The organism is Aeromonas sp. Y318-3 (genome assembly GCF_027706185.1).
Taxonomy (GTDB): Bacteria; Pseudomonadota; Gammaproteobacteria; order Enterobacterales; family Aeromonadaceae; genus Aeromonas; species Aeromonas veronii.
In genome coordinates this window covers 45,126-60,232 of sequence record NZ_JAPDCN010000013.1, presented here as the reverse complement: position 1 = coordinate 60,232, position 15,107 = coordinate 45,126, and the positions used below count along the sequence as shown (strand labels likewise).

15 protein-coding genes are annotated in these 15,107 nt (G+C 55.9%); 14 read left to right on the top strand and 1 reads right to left on the bottom strand.

Annotated elements, in window-relative coordinates; all coding sequences use genetic code 11:
- The first annotated feature begins 126 nt into the window (after positions 1-126).
- The 8 genes from OKB77_RS17085 (at position 127) to OKB77_RS17050 (ending at position 6,783) form a co-directional block, all read left to right on the top strand.
- Complete coding sequence (locus OKB77_RS17085) at positions 127-867, top strand: heme ABC transporter permease (RefSeq protein ID WP_005334687.1); 741 nt, start codon at positions 127-129, stop codon at positions 865-867.
- 2 nt (positions 868-869) lie between these two features.
- Entirely contained in the window at positions 870-1,076 is a 207-nt protein-coding gene (gene ccmD / locus OKB77_RS17080) for a heme exporter protein CcmD (protein ID WP_005353657.1), read from the top strand.
- Positions 1,073-1,564, top strand: coding sequence for a cytochrome c maturation protein CcmE (gene ccmE, locus OKB77_RS17075; RefSeq protein WP_201949994.1), 492 nt, complete (start codon positions 1,073-1,075; stop codon positions 1,562-1,564). The genes ccmD and ccmE overlap by 4 nt, the downstream gene beginning before the upstream one ends.
- A gap of 82 nt (positions 1,565-1,646) precedes the next feature.
- Positions 1,647-3,602, top strand: a complete 1,956-nt coding sequence (locus OKB77_RS17070; RefSeq protein ID WP_270818020.1) for a heme lyase CcmF/NrfE family subunit — start codon at positions 1,647-1,649, stop codon at positions 3,600-3,602.
- The gene (locus OKB77_RS17065; protein ID WP_270818019.1) at positions 3,599-4,129 is read left to right on the top strand and encodes a DsbE family thiol:disulfide interchange protein; all 531 of its coding nucleotides are present in this window, start codon (positions 3,599-3,601) and stop codon (positions 4,127-4,129) included. The genes OKB77_RS17070 and OKB77_RS17065 overlap by 4 nt, the downstream gene beginning before the upstream one ends.
- Before the next feature lie 11 nt (positions 4,130-4,140).
- Entirely contained in the window at positions 4,141-4,620 is a 480-nt protein-coding gene (locus tag OKB77_RS17060) for a cytochrome c-type biogenesis protein (RefSeq protein WP_139433172.1), read from the top strand.
- Positions 4,617-5,885: a c-type cytochrome biogenesis protein CcmI gene (gene ccmI / locus OKB77_RS17055; RefSeq protein ID WP_270818018.1), complete on the top strand. Its 1,269-nt coding sequence runs from the start codon at positions 4,617-4,619 to the stop codon at positions 5,883-5,885. The genes OKB77_RS17060 and ccmI overlap by 4 nt, the downstream gene beginning before the upstream one ends.
- Before the next feature lie 85 nt (positions 5,886-5,970).
- On the top strand, positions 5,971-6,783 hold the full coding sequence (locus OKB77_RS17050) for an MlaA family lipoprotein (RefSeq protein WP_005334673.1): 813 nt from the start codon (positions 5,971-5,973) through the stop codon (positions 6,781-6,783).
- A gap of 112 nt (positions 6,784-6,895) precedes the next feature.
- Here the strand turns inward: OKB77_RS17050 and sodB are convergent, their stop codons facing one another.
- A complete protein-coding gene (gene sodB / locus OKB77_RS17045; protein ID WP_005334664.1) occupies positions 6,896-7,480 on the bottom strand; it encodes a superoxide dismutase [Fe] in 585 nt (194 codons plus the stop codon).
- A 288-nt stretch (positions 7,481-7,768) separates the two neighbouring features.
- Between sodB and OKB77_RS17040 the strand changes: the two genes are divergently transcribed.
- The 6 genes from OKB77_RS17040 to OKB77_RS17015 all read left to right on the top strand — a co-directional run bounded on the left by OKB77_RS17040 (position 7,769) and on the right by OKB77_RS17015 (position 15,026).
- Positions 7,769-8,113, top strand: a complete 345-nt coding sequence (locus OKB77_RS17040; RefSeq protein ID WP_005353650.1) for a Grx4 family monothiol glutaredoxin — start codon at positions 7,769-7,771, stop codon at positions 8,111-8,113.
- Between the two features lie 359 nt (positions 8,114-8,472).
- The gene (gene tdcB / locus OKB77_RS17035) at positions 8,473-9,477 is read left to right on the top strand and encodes a bifunctional threonine ammonia-lyase/L-serine ammonia-lyase TdcB (RefSeq protein ID WP_270818017.1); all 1,005 of its coding nucleotides are present in this window, start codon (positions 8,473-8,475) and stop codon (positions 9,475-9,477) included.
- Between the two features lie 11 nt (positions 9,478-9,488).
- On the top strand, positions 9,489-10,820 hold the full coding sequence (tdcC, locus tag OKB77_RS17030) for a threonine/serine transporter TdcC (RefSeq protein ID WP_270818016.1): 1,332 nt from the start codon (positions 9,489-9,491) through the stop codon (positions 10,818-10,820).
- Positions 10,821-11,019: 199 nt separating this feature from the next.
- On the top strand, positions 11,020-12,228 hold the full coding sequence (gene tdcD / locus OKB77_RS17025) for a propionate kinase (RefSeq protein ID WP_270818015.1): 1,209 nt from the start codon (positions 11,020-11,022) through the stop codon (positions 12,226-12,228).
- Positions 12,229-12,272: 44 nt separating this feature from the next.
- Positions 12,273-14,567, top strand: coding sequence for a formate C-acetyltransferase (gene pflB / locus OKB77_RS17020; RefSeq protein ID WP_270818014.1), 2,295 nt, complete (start codon positions 12,273-12,275; stop codon positions 14,565-14,567).
- Between the two features lie 69 nt (positions 14,568-14,636).
- Positions 14,637-15,026, top strand: a complete 390-nt coding sequence (locus OKB77_RS17015; RefSeq protein ID WP_108541336.1) for a RidA family protein — start codon at positions 14,637-14,639, stop codon at positions 15,024-15,026.
- Positions 15,027-15,107: the final 81 nt, after the last annotated feature.

Below are 15,107 nucleotides of genomic sequence, written 5' to 3'. Positions count from 1 at the left end.
GCAAAAAATAATGTTGCGATGGATCAAGGAGAGTGCCGCTTATTGCTTTCGGGGTATTTGATGCTGCCCCGTGGTCGGTATGGTAGGCCTCGCCAAACGATTAATAACAAAAAGGTTTTGTGAGCTATGTGGAAATGGTTGCACCCTTATGCCAAACCGGAGCGTGCCTATCAGCTGGCAGGCACGCTGTTGCCCTGGTTTGCGGTGATTAGTCTGCTCTCGTTTGTGATCGGTACTGTCTGGGGCCTCGCGTTTGCGCCAGCGGATTACCAGCAGGGAGATTCGTTCCGGATCATCTATATCCACGTGCCTTCCGCCATTCTCTCCATGGGAGCCTACTCCACCATGGCGGTTGCCGCCTTTATCGGCCTGGTGTGGCAATTGCGGATGGCGGACATGACGGTTGCAGCCATTGCGCCGGTCGGCGCCGTATTTACCTTTATTGCCCTCTTTACCGGTGCCGCCTGGGGCAAGCCGATGTGGGGAACCTGGTGGGTGTGGGATGCACGGCTCACCTCTGAACTGATCCTGCTGTTTCTCTACCTCGGCGTGATTGCTCTCTACAACGCCTTCAGCGACAAGGTGGTCGCTGGCCGTGCGGCCGGCATTCTGGCACTGGTTGGGGTGATCAACCTGCCCATCATTCACTACTCGGTGGAGTGGTGGAACACCCTGCATCAGGGGGCCACCATCACCAAATTTGACAAACCCTCCATTTCACCGGAGATGCTCTGGCCGCTGCTGATCATGATCTTGGCGTTTGCCGCGTTTCTCGGTGCCCTGACCCTGATGCGTTTTCGCAATGAACTCCTGATGCGGGAGTGGCATCGCCCCTGGGTCAAAGAGATTGCAGAGCAGGAGAAGTAAGCATGCACTTTGCGTCTTTCAGTGATTTTATGGCGATGGGCGGTTACGCCTTCTATGTCTGGCTCTCATTTGGCCTGACGCTGGTGTGTCTGGTCGGCATCATCATTTCTACCCGCATGAAAACCCGCAGCTTGCTCGCCGAGTTGCGCAGCAAACAGGCGCGTGAGGCCCGTCGCAAGGCGGCCCAGCAGATGGAGAACACCCTATGAACCCGAGACGCAAAAAACGCCTCACCATCATTCTTGCCATCACCCTGGGTCTGGCGACCGTCAGCGGGCTGGTGCTCTACGCCCTCAGTCAGAATATCGACCTCTTCTATACCCCGAGCGAGCTGGTGGAGGGGAAGGGGCCGGACAAGATCAAGCCTGAAGAGGGGCAGCGCCTGCGCATTGGTGGTCTGGTGGTCCCCGGCACTGTCAAGCGCGATCCAAACAGCCTCAAGGTCAGCTTCAACCTGATCGACAATGGTGGTCATCAGGTGATGGTGCAATTTGATGGCATCCTGCCGGATCTCTTCCGTGAAGGGCAGGGGATTGTTGCCCAGGGCACCCTCAAGGATGCCACGACCGTAGAGGCGTTCGAGGTGCTGGCCAAGCACGATGAGAACTACATGCCGCCGGAAGTGGCCGATGCCACCAACGGCATGCACTTCAAGCCGGAGTATACCGAGGCGCAGTTGAAGGGAGCCAAGCAGTGATCCCTGTGGTGTTTGCCTTTTCCGCTTTGCCTGCCGTGCGTGGTGCGGCTGTTGTCACCGTTCAATTGAAAGGAATGCCTTCATGATCCCGGAATTAGGTCAGTTTGCGCTGATCCTGGCCTTTGCCACCGCCCTGCTGCTGGGTAGCTACCCGCTGCTGGGCGCCAGTTGGGGGCGTCTTGGCATGATGTCGGCGGCCCGTCCGCTCGCCTATGCCCAGTTCTTGTTGCTGCTGCTGTCGTTTATCTGCCTGACCTGGGCTTTTATCGATAACGACTTCACCGTGCAGTATGTGGCCACTAACTCCAACAGCCTGCTGCCGCTCGCCTATCGCATCTCGGCGGTGTGGGGCGCCCACGAAGGCTCCCTGCTGCTGTGGGTACTGACCTTGGGTGGCTGGACCGCGGCGGTAGCCATGTTCAGCCGCCGTCTGCCGCTCGATGCGGTGGCTCGGGTACTCGGTGTGCTGGGGCTGATCTCGGTCGGCTTCACTGCCTTCGTGTTGTTCACCTCCGATCCCTTCACCCGCACCTTGCCCTATTTCCCGGTAGATGGTCGTGACCTCAATCCGCTGCTGCAGGATCCGGGTCTTATCTTCCATCCGCCGATGCTCTACATGGGTTATGTGGGCTTCTCGGTGGCGTTTGCCTTTGCCATAGCTTCGCTGATGACCGGCCGTCTCGATGCGACTTGGGCCCGCTGGTCGCGACCATGGACCATGGCGGCCTGGGTATTCCTGACCCTGGGCATCGTGCTCGGCTCCTGGTGGGCCTACTACGAGCTCGGTTGGGGCGGCTGGTGGTTCTGGGATCCGGTAGAAAACGCCTCCTTCATGCCTTGGCTGGCGGGTACCGCTCTGCTGCACTCGCTGACGGTGAGCGAGAAGCGTGCCACCTTCAAGGCGTGGACCGTGCTGCTGGCCCTGTCAGCCTTCTCGCTGAGCCTGCTGGGTACCTTCCTGGTACGCTCCGGCGTGCTGGTGTCGGTGCATGCGTTTGCCTCGGATCCGACCCGTGGTCTGTTTATTCTCGGCTTCCTGCTGGCGGTGATCGGCTCCTCCTTGCTGCTGTTTGCCTTTAAAGGCTCGCAGGTGAAGAGCCACGGCAAACACGAGCTGTGGAGCCGCGAGACCCTGCTGCTTTGTAACAACATCATGCTGGTAGCGGGTCTGCTGACCGTGCTGCTCGGTACCTTGCTGCCGCTGGTGCACAAGGAGCTGGGGCTGGGGAGCATCTCTATCGGTACCCCCTTCTTCAACCACATCTACAGCTGGCTGATCATCCCGTTTGCCCTGCTGCTGGGGGTTGGCCCGTTGTTTCGCTGGCGTCGTCAGGAGCTGGGGGAACTCAAAAGCAAGGTGGTTGTGGCACTGGTGCTGAGTCTGGCCGCAGCCTTGCTGTTGCCGCTGCTCTTTGCCGAAACCTTCAAGCCGTGGGCGGCGGTAGGGATTGGTCTGGGCGCCTGGATCATCGTCACCAGCGTGCAGGAGACCTGGGCGCGAGCGACCCACAAGCACAGCTTTGCAGTCGGTGTGCGCAAGCTTGGCAACAGCCACTGGGCCATGATCCTCGGCCATGTGGGACTGGCGGTCAGCATCATTGGTATCGCCTGCACCCAGAACTACAGCATCGAGAAGGATCTGCGAATGCAGGCGGGTGATCGGGTGCACTTTGCCGATTACGAGTTCGTCTTTGCCGGGATCAAGGAGAAGAACGGCCCCAACTACGATGGCTTCAAGGGCGTGCTGGAAGTGCACAAGAATGGCAAGCAGGTCGCCCTGCTCAAGCCCGAGAAGCGGATGTACAAGGTGACCCGGATGCCGATGACCGAAGCGGCCATCGATGCCGGTATCACCCGCGATCTCTATGCGGCGCTGGGGGAACAGCTCGACAACGGAGCCTGGGCTGTGCGGATCTACTACAAGCCGTTCGTGCGCTGGATCTGGTTCGGCGGCGTCTTTATGGCCATTGGTGGCGTACTGGCGATGCTCGACAAGCGTTACCGTTTCGGCCGTCGTGAGGAGGAGGCCAAGGCATGAACAAAAAGACCTGGTTGTTTTTAATCCCCTTTATCGTCTTTTTGCTGGGGGCGGTGTTCCTGTTCAAGGGGCTCTACTCAGATCCCACCAAGCTTGAGTCCGTGATGGTGGGTAAAGATGTGCCGGTGTTCACCCTGCAGGACATTTACGATCTGAAAAAGCAGCACGATCGCAGTATCCTGACTGGTCGCCCCATGCTGCTCAACGTCTGGGCTACCTGGTGTCCGACCTGCTATGGCGAGCACACCTACCTCAAACAGCTGGCGGGGCAGGGCATTCCCATCATTGGCATGAACTACAAGGATGAGCGCGACAAGGCGATCAAGTGGCTGGCGGAGCTGGGCAACCCCTATCAGGTTAACCTCTATGATCCGGACGGCATGCTGGGACTGGATCTCGGGGTATATGGCGCGCCGGAGACCTTCTTTATCGACAGCAAGGGGATCATCCGGTATCGCCACGTGGGGGACATCAACCCCGAGAACTGGGCATCGACCCTCAAGCCCATCTTTGATGCCATGAAGTGAGGGGAGTCCTGATGAGAGTATTTATTGCTTCCCTGCTGCTGTTGCTGGGATGGGGGGTGCAAGCGCCGGCCATGGCCGCTATCGATGTCTACACCTTCGACAACGACAATCAGGAGCAGGTCTTTCGCGAACTGACCAAGGAGCTGCGTTGCCCCAAGTGTCAGAACCAGGATATCGCCGACTCCAATGCGGGGCTGGCCAAGGACTTGCGCGACAAGACCTACCAGATGGTGCGCGAGGGCAAGGATAAAGAGGAGATCGTGGATTACATGGTGGCCCGCTACGGCAACTTTATCCTCTATAACCCGCCCCTGATGGCCTCCACCCTGATCCTCTGGCTCGGTCCGCTGCTGGTGATCCTGATTGGTGGCGCCGTGGTCGTGATGCGCAGTCGCCGGCCCCCTGCGGTGAAAAAACAACTGGATAACGCCTTGAGCGAGGAGGAGCAGCGCCGACTGGCCGAGCTGCTCAAAGAGGAAGAGAAACAATGACCGCTTTTTGGATAGTGATTGCGGGCTTGCTGGTGCTGGTGAGTCTGGCGCTCGTCGTGCCTCTGTGGCGTGGTGAAGGCAAACAGAGCATCAGTCGCTCGGCGCTCAACAAACAGCTCTATCGCCAGCGGCTGCTGGAGATTGGCGAAGAGCGCGAGCAGGGTGTCCTGGCTGAGGAGTCCGACTCGCTGGTCGAGCTGCAACGAAGTCTCTTGGATGATATTCCCGATGTGGAGCAGACTGCCCGCAGTGGCAAGAGTCTGATCTGGATCCCGGGTGTGCTGGTGCTGTTGGTGGTGAGTCTGGGGCTCTACTACAAGTTGGGCTCCTGGCAAGATGTGAGCCGTTGGCAAGATGCCAGCAGCCGTCTTGGCGAGCTGAGCAACCGCATTTTGGTGGAGCGGGATGCCCAGGTGACCGAGCAGGACCTGCTGGATTTCACGCTGGCACTGCGTACCCGCCTCAAGGATGAACCTAACGACTACCGCGGCTGGCTGCTGCTGGGACGTTTGGCGCTGGATGGCAATGATCCCGAGATGGCCAGCGAGGCGCTGGAGCGGGCCTACACGCTTGCCCCCCAGAAGTCGCTGGTGGCGGTGCCTTACGCGCAGGCGCTGATGATGACGGGGGATGAGGCGCAAGCGGATGCCCTGTTGCAGGCTGCTATCGCGCAGGATCCGGACAATATTGAAGCGCGTTCCGTCTATGCCTTTATGGCGCTGCAAAAAGAGGACTTCCAGACCGCGCTGGCTCGCTGGCAGGCGATGTTGCCACTGATGGAGAAAGGTACCCCCCGTTACGTGATGGTCGAGCGCTCCATGGAGTATGCCCGCGCGCAACTTAAACAGCGCGGCATCGAGGTGACGAATTCAGGCGCAGCCAAAGCGGGCGCAGTTGAGGGACAACCGCTGGCGGTGAAGGAGGGGGAATTCCCCATCCACGTCACGTTGGCGGCGGGCATTCAGATGCCGGAAGATGCCCATCTCTTCGTCTTTGCCGTGGTGCCCAACGGGCCGCCTATGCCCATCGCCGTGAAGCGTATCGCAGGGCCAACCTTGCCTGTTACCCTGTCACTCGGGGATGGCGATGCCATGATGGAAGGTAGCAAACTGGCGGCCTATCCGGAGCTGCAGTTCAAGGCACGTCTCTCGCGCGGTGGCAATGTGATGAACAAGGAAGGAGCCTTCGAAGGGGTATCCGGGCCGGTCAAGACGGCCGAGATCCCTGCTGCTCCGATTGACATCCGCATCGATCACGCCCTCTAATATGCCTTTGGATAACCCGGCTCCTGGATAGGAGCCGGGTTATCTATACTTCTGATAAATCAAAATAAAACGTCAGGACAATCATATGTATCTTCGTTCAGGGGCCATACTGGCAGCCCTCTTGCTGGCTGGCTGTGCCGGTGGCCCACCCAAGCCTGGCCCAGAGAGTCTGGATCTCAATCCCGGCATGAATAATCCGGGAGCCACCAGTACGGCGGCCGATCCGCGCGATCCCTTCCAAGGGGCCAACCGGGCCATGTGGGCGGTCAACTATGATGTGCTGGAGCCCTATGTGGCACGTCCTGTGGTACATGCCTATGCCCGCTACATTCCGGTAGGGGTGAAGGATGGCATTGCCAACTTTGTTGCCAACTTTGATGAGCCAAGCAGCATGGTGAACCATCTGATCACCGGTGATTTGAAAGGGGCAGGCACCAACCTGGGGCGCTTTACACTCAACACCACGGTCGGTCTGCTGGGTATCTTCGATGTGGCCAAACATGCCGGCCTTGAGCGCAACAAGCTGGAGATGGATACCGTGCTGGGCAGGGCCGATATCGGTAATGGTGCCTACATCATGGTGCCTGTTTACGGCCCGACTACCACCCGGGAGCTGGTTGGCGATGCGATTGACAGCTTCTACTTCCCCTATGCCTTGTTAACCTTCCCGATGAAGGTTGCACATTGGGCACTGGATGGCTTGGGCACACGTGCCAAGCTGATCGATCAGGAGCGGATCATCGACAACTCCCTCGATCCTTATGCGCTGACCAAGGACTTCTACCTGCAATATAACCAGGGCAAGGTGACGGGCAAGCAGACCGAGCTGAAAGCGTCTCAGCAAGAGCAGGCTGACGATGCCAATCTGGATGAATACATGGACGAGCTGGACCAGTAAGCGGGTCATCTCGATATGTAAAAGGCGCCTGCGGGCGCCTTATTCATTTACGCAGCCCTATCGAGATAAAAAAACGCCCCGCAGTGCGGGGCGTTTTGGCAAGCGAGGCTGATTAAGCAGCCAGATTCTTGGCCACGAATTCCCAGTTAACCAGAGCCCAGAAGGTTTCCATGTACTTCGGACGCAGGTTGCGGAAGTCGATGTAGTAGGCGTGCTCCCACAGGTCAACGGTCAGCAGCGGGGTGGTACCGGCTTCAGTCAGCGGGCAGCCGGCGTTGGAGGTGTTGACGATAGCCAGAGAGCCGTCAGCTTTCTTCACCAGCCAAGTCCAGCTGGAACCGAAGTTGCCGATGGCAGACTTGGTGAAGGCATCTTTGAACTCGGCGAAGGAGCCGAATGCCTTGTTGATGGCATCAGCCAGGGCGCCAGTCGGCTCGCCACCGCCATTCGGGGAGAGGCAGTGCCAGTAGAAGGTGTGGTTCCAGATCTGGGCGGCGTTGTTGAAGATGCCGCCGTTGGAGGTCTTGATGATCTCTTCCAGAGACTTGCCTTCAAACTCGGTACCCGGCACCAGATTGTTCAGGTTGACCACGTAGGTGTTGTGGTGCTTGCCGTGGTGATATTCCAGAGTTTCCTGGGAGATGTGCGGTTCCAGAGCGTTGATTGCATAGGGCAGAGCGGGAAGTTCGAATGCCATTTTCTACTCTCCATTGGCTGGACCGTGCGAAGGCGACGGTTGCAAGACATTGCGTACTCTTTTCTATATGTGAAAAGAGTTGTTTTTAAAATGATGGGGCTGGGTAGCCCAAAGCCAAGGGATTGTAGCAGTATCAAAGATGGCCTAACAACTCTTGATTGGCGCCATGATCGCGATCAATCCTGTGTGGGTTCTTTGCACAATTCAAGCCGGGTCACCTCTTTGTCAGTTTGTGCTCGGGCAAGATTGCAGTAGAATGGCCGCCGAAATCGCTCTAGTGAGGCACCTATGGAAACTATTGAAAAGATTAAGCAGCAGCTGGCTGACAACCCCATCATCATCTACATGAAGGGCTCCCCCAAGCTACCCAGCTGTGGCTTCTCTGCCCAGGCCTCCCAGGCTCTGATGTCCTGCGGCGAGCCGTTTGCCTACGTTGATATCCTGCAAAATCCGGATATCCGCGCCGAATTGCCAAAATTCGCCAACTGGCCGACCTTCCCCCAACTGTGGGTTGAAGGTGAGCTGATCGGTGGCTGTGACATCATGATCGAGATGTTCCAGGCTGGCGAGTTGCAGGCTCTGATCAAAGAGACTGCTGCCAAGTACAAGAAAGATGATGCTGCAGCCGAGTAATCGGTTCTGTGTTGTCGAGGGGGAGCCATATGGGCTCCTTTTTTTATTGTCTCGGTTCTGGCAGGCAAGCAACTGATTGTCGGTTGCAAAAAGCAACGCAATTGCCCTGAAAAATCTAATCTTTACGGCTTTGTTTTGGAGTTGTTAATTATATACTTTGCCAATATCTGATTACTTTTTTTAATCCATTTGGATTCAAGTGTTGCTGCCATCACATTTTTTGATAATTTCACCTAAACGCAGTCTCTTTGTAGATTTTTTTGTGTTTATGCTCACATTAATTGCAAGTGATAGAACCTAGTATCGCTTCGCCCTGTGAAATAAAACCCTACAAATTAATAAATAAAAAGAGATTTGCGATGAAGATGTATAGCAATCTGCCCATTGGTCTTCATGATATTACTGAAGCCAAAAAAAGACTGACCAATCATATATACAAGACCGCGCAACTACCCTCTAACTACATCAGTGAACGTTGCCATGGCGAGGTTTACCTCAAGCTTGAAAACATGCAACGTACAGGTTCTTTTAAAATTCGTGGCGCCTTCAACAAGCTCAGTTCATTAAGTCTGGAAGACCGACAAAAAGGTGTTGTCGCCTGCTCGGCGGGCAATCATGCCCAAGGTGTATCACTCTCCAGTGCTATGCTGGGAATTGATGCCAAGGTGGTCATGCCTTGCTGTGCCCCCAAATCAAAAATTGCTGCAACCAGTGACTATTCAGCCAAAGTGATCCTCCATGGAAATAACTTCAATGACACCATTGCCAAAGTCAGCGAAATCGTGGAGATGGAAGGTCGCGTATTTATCCCCCCCTTCGACGATACAAAAGTGATTGCCGGCCAGGGCACCATTGGCCTGGAAATTATCGAAGATTTGTATGATGTCGATAACATTATAGTGCCGATCGGTGGCGGTGGTTTGATTGCCGGTGTTGCCATGGCTATCAAATCTATTAATCCGACCATCAAGGTGATTGGTGTGCAATCCGAGAATGTGCACGGTATGGCGGCTTCTTTCTATGCCGGCACCATGACCAATCACAGAACCAGCAGCACGCTGGCCGATGGCTGTGATGTGGCAAGACCCGGTTCACTGACCTTCGAAATCGTCAAACAATTGGTGGATGATATTGTACTGGTCACCGAGGATGATATTCGTCACAGCATGGTTGACCTTATTCAGCGCAACAAGGTGATTACCGAAGGGGCGGGAGCTCTGGCCTCGGCAGCGCTGCTCAGTGGCAAGCTGAAACATTATGTCGAAGGTAAAAAGACCGTCAGCATTATTTCGGGTGGCAATATTGATCTGACCCGGATCGCCGAAATTATCGAACAGAACAATATTCGTCAATTTAGCCTGTAAGGAATGCAGTCATGATATTAGACAGTGTTGTCACCGGCAGTAAAGAGAATACGCGTGCATGGCGTAAATCGGATACCACATGGGGATTAGGTCTTTTCGGTACTGCTATCGGGGCGGGGGTCTTGTTCTTTCCCATCCGGGCCGGATATGGTGGCCTGATCCCAATATTAATCATGCTGGTGCTGGCTTACCCCATTGCATTTTATTGCCACAGGGCGTTGGCCAGATTATGTCTTTCTGGCAGTAATCCATCGGCAAATATTACCGAAACCGTTGAAGAACATTTTGGCAAGATGGGTGGAGTGGTAATTACCTTCCTCTATTTCTTTGCCATCTGCCCACTGCTGTGGATATATGGTGTGACGATCACCAATACCTTTATGGCATTTTGGGAGCATCAACTACAGTTGGTTCCGCTTAATCGAGGTGTGGTTGCACTGGCATTGTTGATGTTGATGGCATTCGTGATCTACTTCGGTAAAGATCTGATGGTCAAGGTGATGAGCTATCTGGTCTTTCCCTTTATTGCCAGTCTGATCGTTATCTCTCTCTCCCTCGTCCCGTACTGGAACAGTGCCGTCTTTGATCAGGTCAATCTGAGCGAGATATCGATGTTTGGTCACGATGGTATTCTGGTTACCGTCTGGCTGGGGATCTCCATTATGGTCTTTTCCTTCAACTTCTCGCCGATTGTCTCCTCTTTCATTGTCTCCAAACGGGAAGAGTATGAGCAGGAGTTCGGGCGTGATTTTACCGAGAAGCGCTGCTCGAAGATTATCTCCGGTGCCAGCATGCTGATGGTGACCGTGGTGATGTTCTTTGCCTTCAGCTGCCTCTTTACCCTGTCACCGCAAAATATGGCGGAAGCCAAAGCCCAGAACATTCCGGTGCTCTCCTATCTGGCCAACCACTTCTCCTCAATGACGGGCAGCAAGTCTGCGTTTGCCACCACTTTGGAGTATGCGGCGTCCATCATTGCGCTGGTTGCCATCTTCAAATCCTTCTTTGGCCACTATCTGGGGACGCTGGAAGGGTTGAACGGCCTCATCCTCCGCTTTGGCTACCAGGGCGACAAGAGCAAGGTTTCCAGTAAAAAACTCAACATGGTCAGTATGTTGTTCATCATGGGGTCGACCTGGCTGGTCGCTTATGTGAACCCCAACATCCTCGACCTGATTGAGGCCATGGGGGCGCCGATCATCGCTTCCCTGCTCTGTCTGCTGCCGATGTATGCGGTGAGCAAGACACCGGCACTGGCAAAATATAAAGGTCAGGCCAGCAACCTGTTTGTCACCATCATCGGTGTGCTGACCATCCTGAATATAGTTTCCAAGCTGTTCTGAAAACCTTTTCTGCAAGTCATCAGCCATTCAGGCCCCCTGGCGGGTCTGCATGGCGCAGTCAGAAGTGCGCAATAACCTGTTCTTGGTTGGCCCAATTATGTAGGCCCAGGGCAAGGCTATCCGTGATTTGGCCACCACACACAGTGGTAAATATGTTCTGACTGCAGTGACTCGACATTATAAATATCGAGGCGATGTAATGAAGTGTGATTCGTTGGTTCTGGTTATCAATTGCGGCTCTTCGTCGGTCAAATTCTCGGTACTGGAGAGTCAATCCTGTGAGGTGGTGATATCCGGTATGGCGGATGGTATTGAGACGGCCCATCCACAATTGCAAGTGGGTAAAGAGCCCGCAATGTCATTAGCTGAAAATAACCACACCTGTGCATTGGCTGCCATCGCGGCTGAATTGAAAAAGCGCGATCTGCTGGATTCGATTGTGCTGATTGGTCATCGGATTGCGCATGGTGGTAGTGAATTTAGCGAAGCCGTGATCATTGATGAACATGTATTGGCCAAAATAAAGCAGGTGTCACCCTTGGCCCCCCTGCACAATCACGCCAATTTAAGCGGCGTGATGGCCGCCCGCCAGCTATTTCCCGACCAGCCCCAAATTGCGGTATTTGATACCGGCTTTCACCAGACCCTGAAGCCGGAAGCCTATATCTATGCGCTGCCTTACCAATATCTGCAGGATTACGGCGTGCGCCGCTATGGCTTCCATGGCACCTCCCATCGCTATGTTGCCGAGCAGGCCTGCGTATTCATGGGGCTGGATGAGCAGCATGCCGGTCTGGTTATCGCCCATCTGGGCAATGGCGCCTCTGTTTGTGCGGTACAGGATGGCAAGAGCGTCGATACCTCGATGGGGATGACGCCGCTGGAGGGGCTGATCATGGGCAGTCGCAGCGGTGATATCGATTTTGGCGCGCTGGCCTATATCGCCAGCAAGACGGGGCAATCCATCGAGGATATCGAGCGGGTATTAAACAAGCAGTCCGGCCTGCTGGGCATTTCGGGGCTCTCCTCGGATATGCGTGTATTGGAAGCTGCCTATCACGAAGGACATCCCGGGGCAAAATTGGCCATTCACGCTTTTGTCCATCGTATTGCCCGCCATATCGGCGGCCATGCCACCTCATTGCGCCGGCTGGATGCCGTTATTTTCACCGGCGGGATCGGCGAGAACTCGGCCTTTATCAGAAAGCTGGTATGCGAACGACTTCAGGTATTTGGCGTAGCGATCAGCGAGCCGTTTAACCAGCGTCCCAATAGCGAGGGCTGCCGGGTAATTTCGGCGGCAGAGTCCATGGTACTGGCGGCGGTTATTCCCACCAATGAAGAGAAAATGATCGCGCTGGATGCCATTCGTCTGGGGCAGCTGGTTCGTCAGGCCGAGTGCGTCTGACATCTTCCACTCTTGTGTCATGAGTAGTGAATGAGGTTTATTTGATGAAAGTTGATATGCAATTGGATCAGGATAAATTCCGTCAGGCATGGCAAGGGTTTACCGGTGAAAACTGGAAGCACGAGATCAACGTCCGTGATTTTATCCAGCAGAACTACACCCCCTATGAAGGTGACGAACAGTTTTTAGCAGATGCGACCGAGGCGACCACCACTTTGTGGAACAAGGTGATGGAGGGGATCCGTATCGAGAACGCCACCCACGCACCGGTCGATTTTGATACCAATATTGCCACGACCATTACTGCCCACGGGCCAGGTTATATCGAGCAGGGGCTGGAAAAGATTGTTGGCCTGCAAACCGACAAGCCCCTTAAAAGAGCACTGCATCCATTTGGCGGCGTAAATATGATCCGCAGCTCTTTTGAAGCATATGGCCGGGAGATGGATCCCGAATTTGAATATACCTTCAGCGAATTACGCAAAACCCATAACCAGGGCGTGTTCGACGTCTACTCTCCCGAGATGTTGCGCTGTCGAAAATCGGGAATTTTGACCGGTTTGCCGGATGGTTACGGCCGTGGTCGCATTATCGGAGATTATCGTCGGGTCGCGCTCTATGGCATAGATTATCTAATCCGTGAGCGGGAGCTGCAGTTTGCCGATCTGCAACCGGCGCTCGAGCGGGGAGAGCAGCTGGAGCAGGTGATCCGCCAGCGCGAGGAGCTGGCCGAGCACAAGCGGGCACTGGTGCAGATCAAGCAGATGGCGGCCAGCTACGGCTTTGACATCTCCGGGCCGGCGCGCACTGCCCAGCAGGCGGTGCAGTGGCTCTACTTTGCCTATTTGGCGGCGGTGAAGTCGCAAAATGGCGGGGCCATGTCCCTCGGTCGTACTGCCACCTTCCTCGACATCTATATCGAGCGGGATCTTAAGGCGGGGCTTATCAGCGAACAGGATGCCCAGGAGCTGGTCGATCACTTCATCATGAAGATCCGCATGGTACGTTTCCTGCGTACCCCGGAGTTTGACTCCCTCTTCTCCGGCGATCCCATCTGGGCGACCGAGGTGATTGGTGGCATGGGGCTGGATGGTCGTACTCTGGTGACCAAGAACTCCTTCCGCTACCTCCACACCCTCAAGACCATGGGGCCAGCGCCTGAGCCCAACCTCACCATCCTCTGGGCGGAAGGGCTGCCGCGGGCCTTCAAGACCTATGCGGCTCGCGTCTCCATCGATACCTCATCCCTGCAGTATGAGAACGATGACCTGATGCGCACCGACTTCGAGAGCGATGATTACGCCATCGCCTGCTGCGTGAGTCCCATGGTGATCGGCAAGCAGATGCAGTTCTTCGGTGCCCGCGCCAACCTCGCCAAGACCCTGCTCTATTGCATCAACGGCGGGGTGGACGAGAAGCTTAAGATCCAGGTTGGCCCGAAAGTGGCGCCCATCATGGACGAGGTGCTGGATTACGACACCGTCATGGCCAGCCTCGACAGCTTTATGGATTGGCTGGCAGTGCAGTACATCAGCGCGCTCAACCTTATTCACTACATGCACGACAAGTACAGCTACGAGGCTTCGTTGATGGCGCTGCACGATCGCGACGTCTATCGCACCATGGCCTGCGGCATTGCCGGTCTGTCGGTGGCGGTCGATTCGCTGGCGGCCATCAAGTACGCTCGGGTCAAGCCGGTGCGCGATGCTGACGGGCTGGCGGTCGATTTCGTGATTGAGGGGGAGTATCCCCAGTACGGCAACAACGACGAGCGGGCCGACTCCATCGCCTGCGATCTGGTCGAGCGCTTCATGAAGAAGATCCAGGCGCTGCCGACCTACCGCAATGCGGTACCGACCCAGTCGATCCTGACCATCACCTCCAACGTGGTCTATGGCCAGAAGACCGGCAACACCCCGGATGGCCGCCGCGCTGGCGCGCCGTTTGCGCCGGGGGCTAATCCTATGCACGGTCGGGATCGAAAAGGGGCGGTCGCCTCGCTCGCCTCGGTGGCCAAGCTGCCGTTCAAATACGCCAAGGACGGGATCTCCTACACCTTCTCCATCGTGCCGGGGGCGCTCGGCAAGGAGCCGGCCAATCGCGAGAGCAATCTGGTGGGGCTGATGGATGGCTACTTCCATCATGAGCGGGATGTGGAAGGGGGTCAGCACCTCAACGTCAATGTGATGAATCGCGAGATGCTGCTGGATGCCATCGAGAATCCGGACAAGTACCCCAGCCTGACCATCCGGGTCTCCGGTTATGCGGTGCGCTTCAACGCCCTGACCCGCGAGCAGCAGCAGGACGTCATCTCCAGAACCTTCACCAACATGATGTAACTCTCATGCCCGGGGTGAGCAGGTTTGCTCCGGGCCTACTTTTTGTTTGTCAGCACGAGGAAGTAACAGATGCGACAGGTTATCACTACCAAAGCGGCGCCGGGCGCCATCGGCCCCTATGTGCAGGCCACCCGGATTGGCAACATCCTCTACACTTCCGGTCAGATCCCGCTGGACCCGGTGAGCGGCGACGTTGCGGAAGGGATCGAAGCGCAGACCCTGCGCTCCCTGCAAAACGTACAGGCGATTGTCGAGGCGGCAGGCGGCGAGGTGCGCAACATCTTCAAGACCACGGTGTTTGTCTCGGATCTGAACGACTTTGCTGCGGTGAATCAGGTCTACAACGACTTCTTCACCGAGCACGATGCCATGTATCCGGCTCGCTCCTGCGTAGAAGTGGCTCGGTTACCGAAGGATGTGAAGATCGAGATAGAGGCGATTGCTGCGCTGGAGTCCTGACGCGGCGATCCTTATCAATAAAAAGAGCGGCAGCCCGAGGGCTGCCGCTCTTTTTTCATCGAACCCGCCGTGCGCGATAAG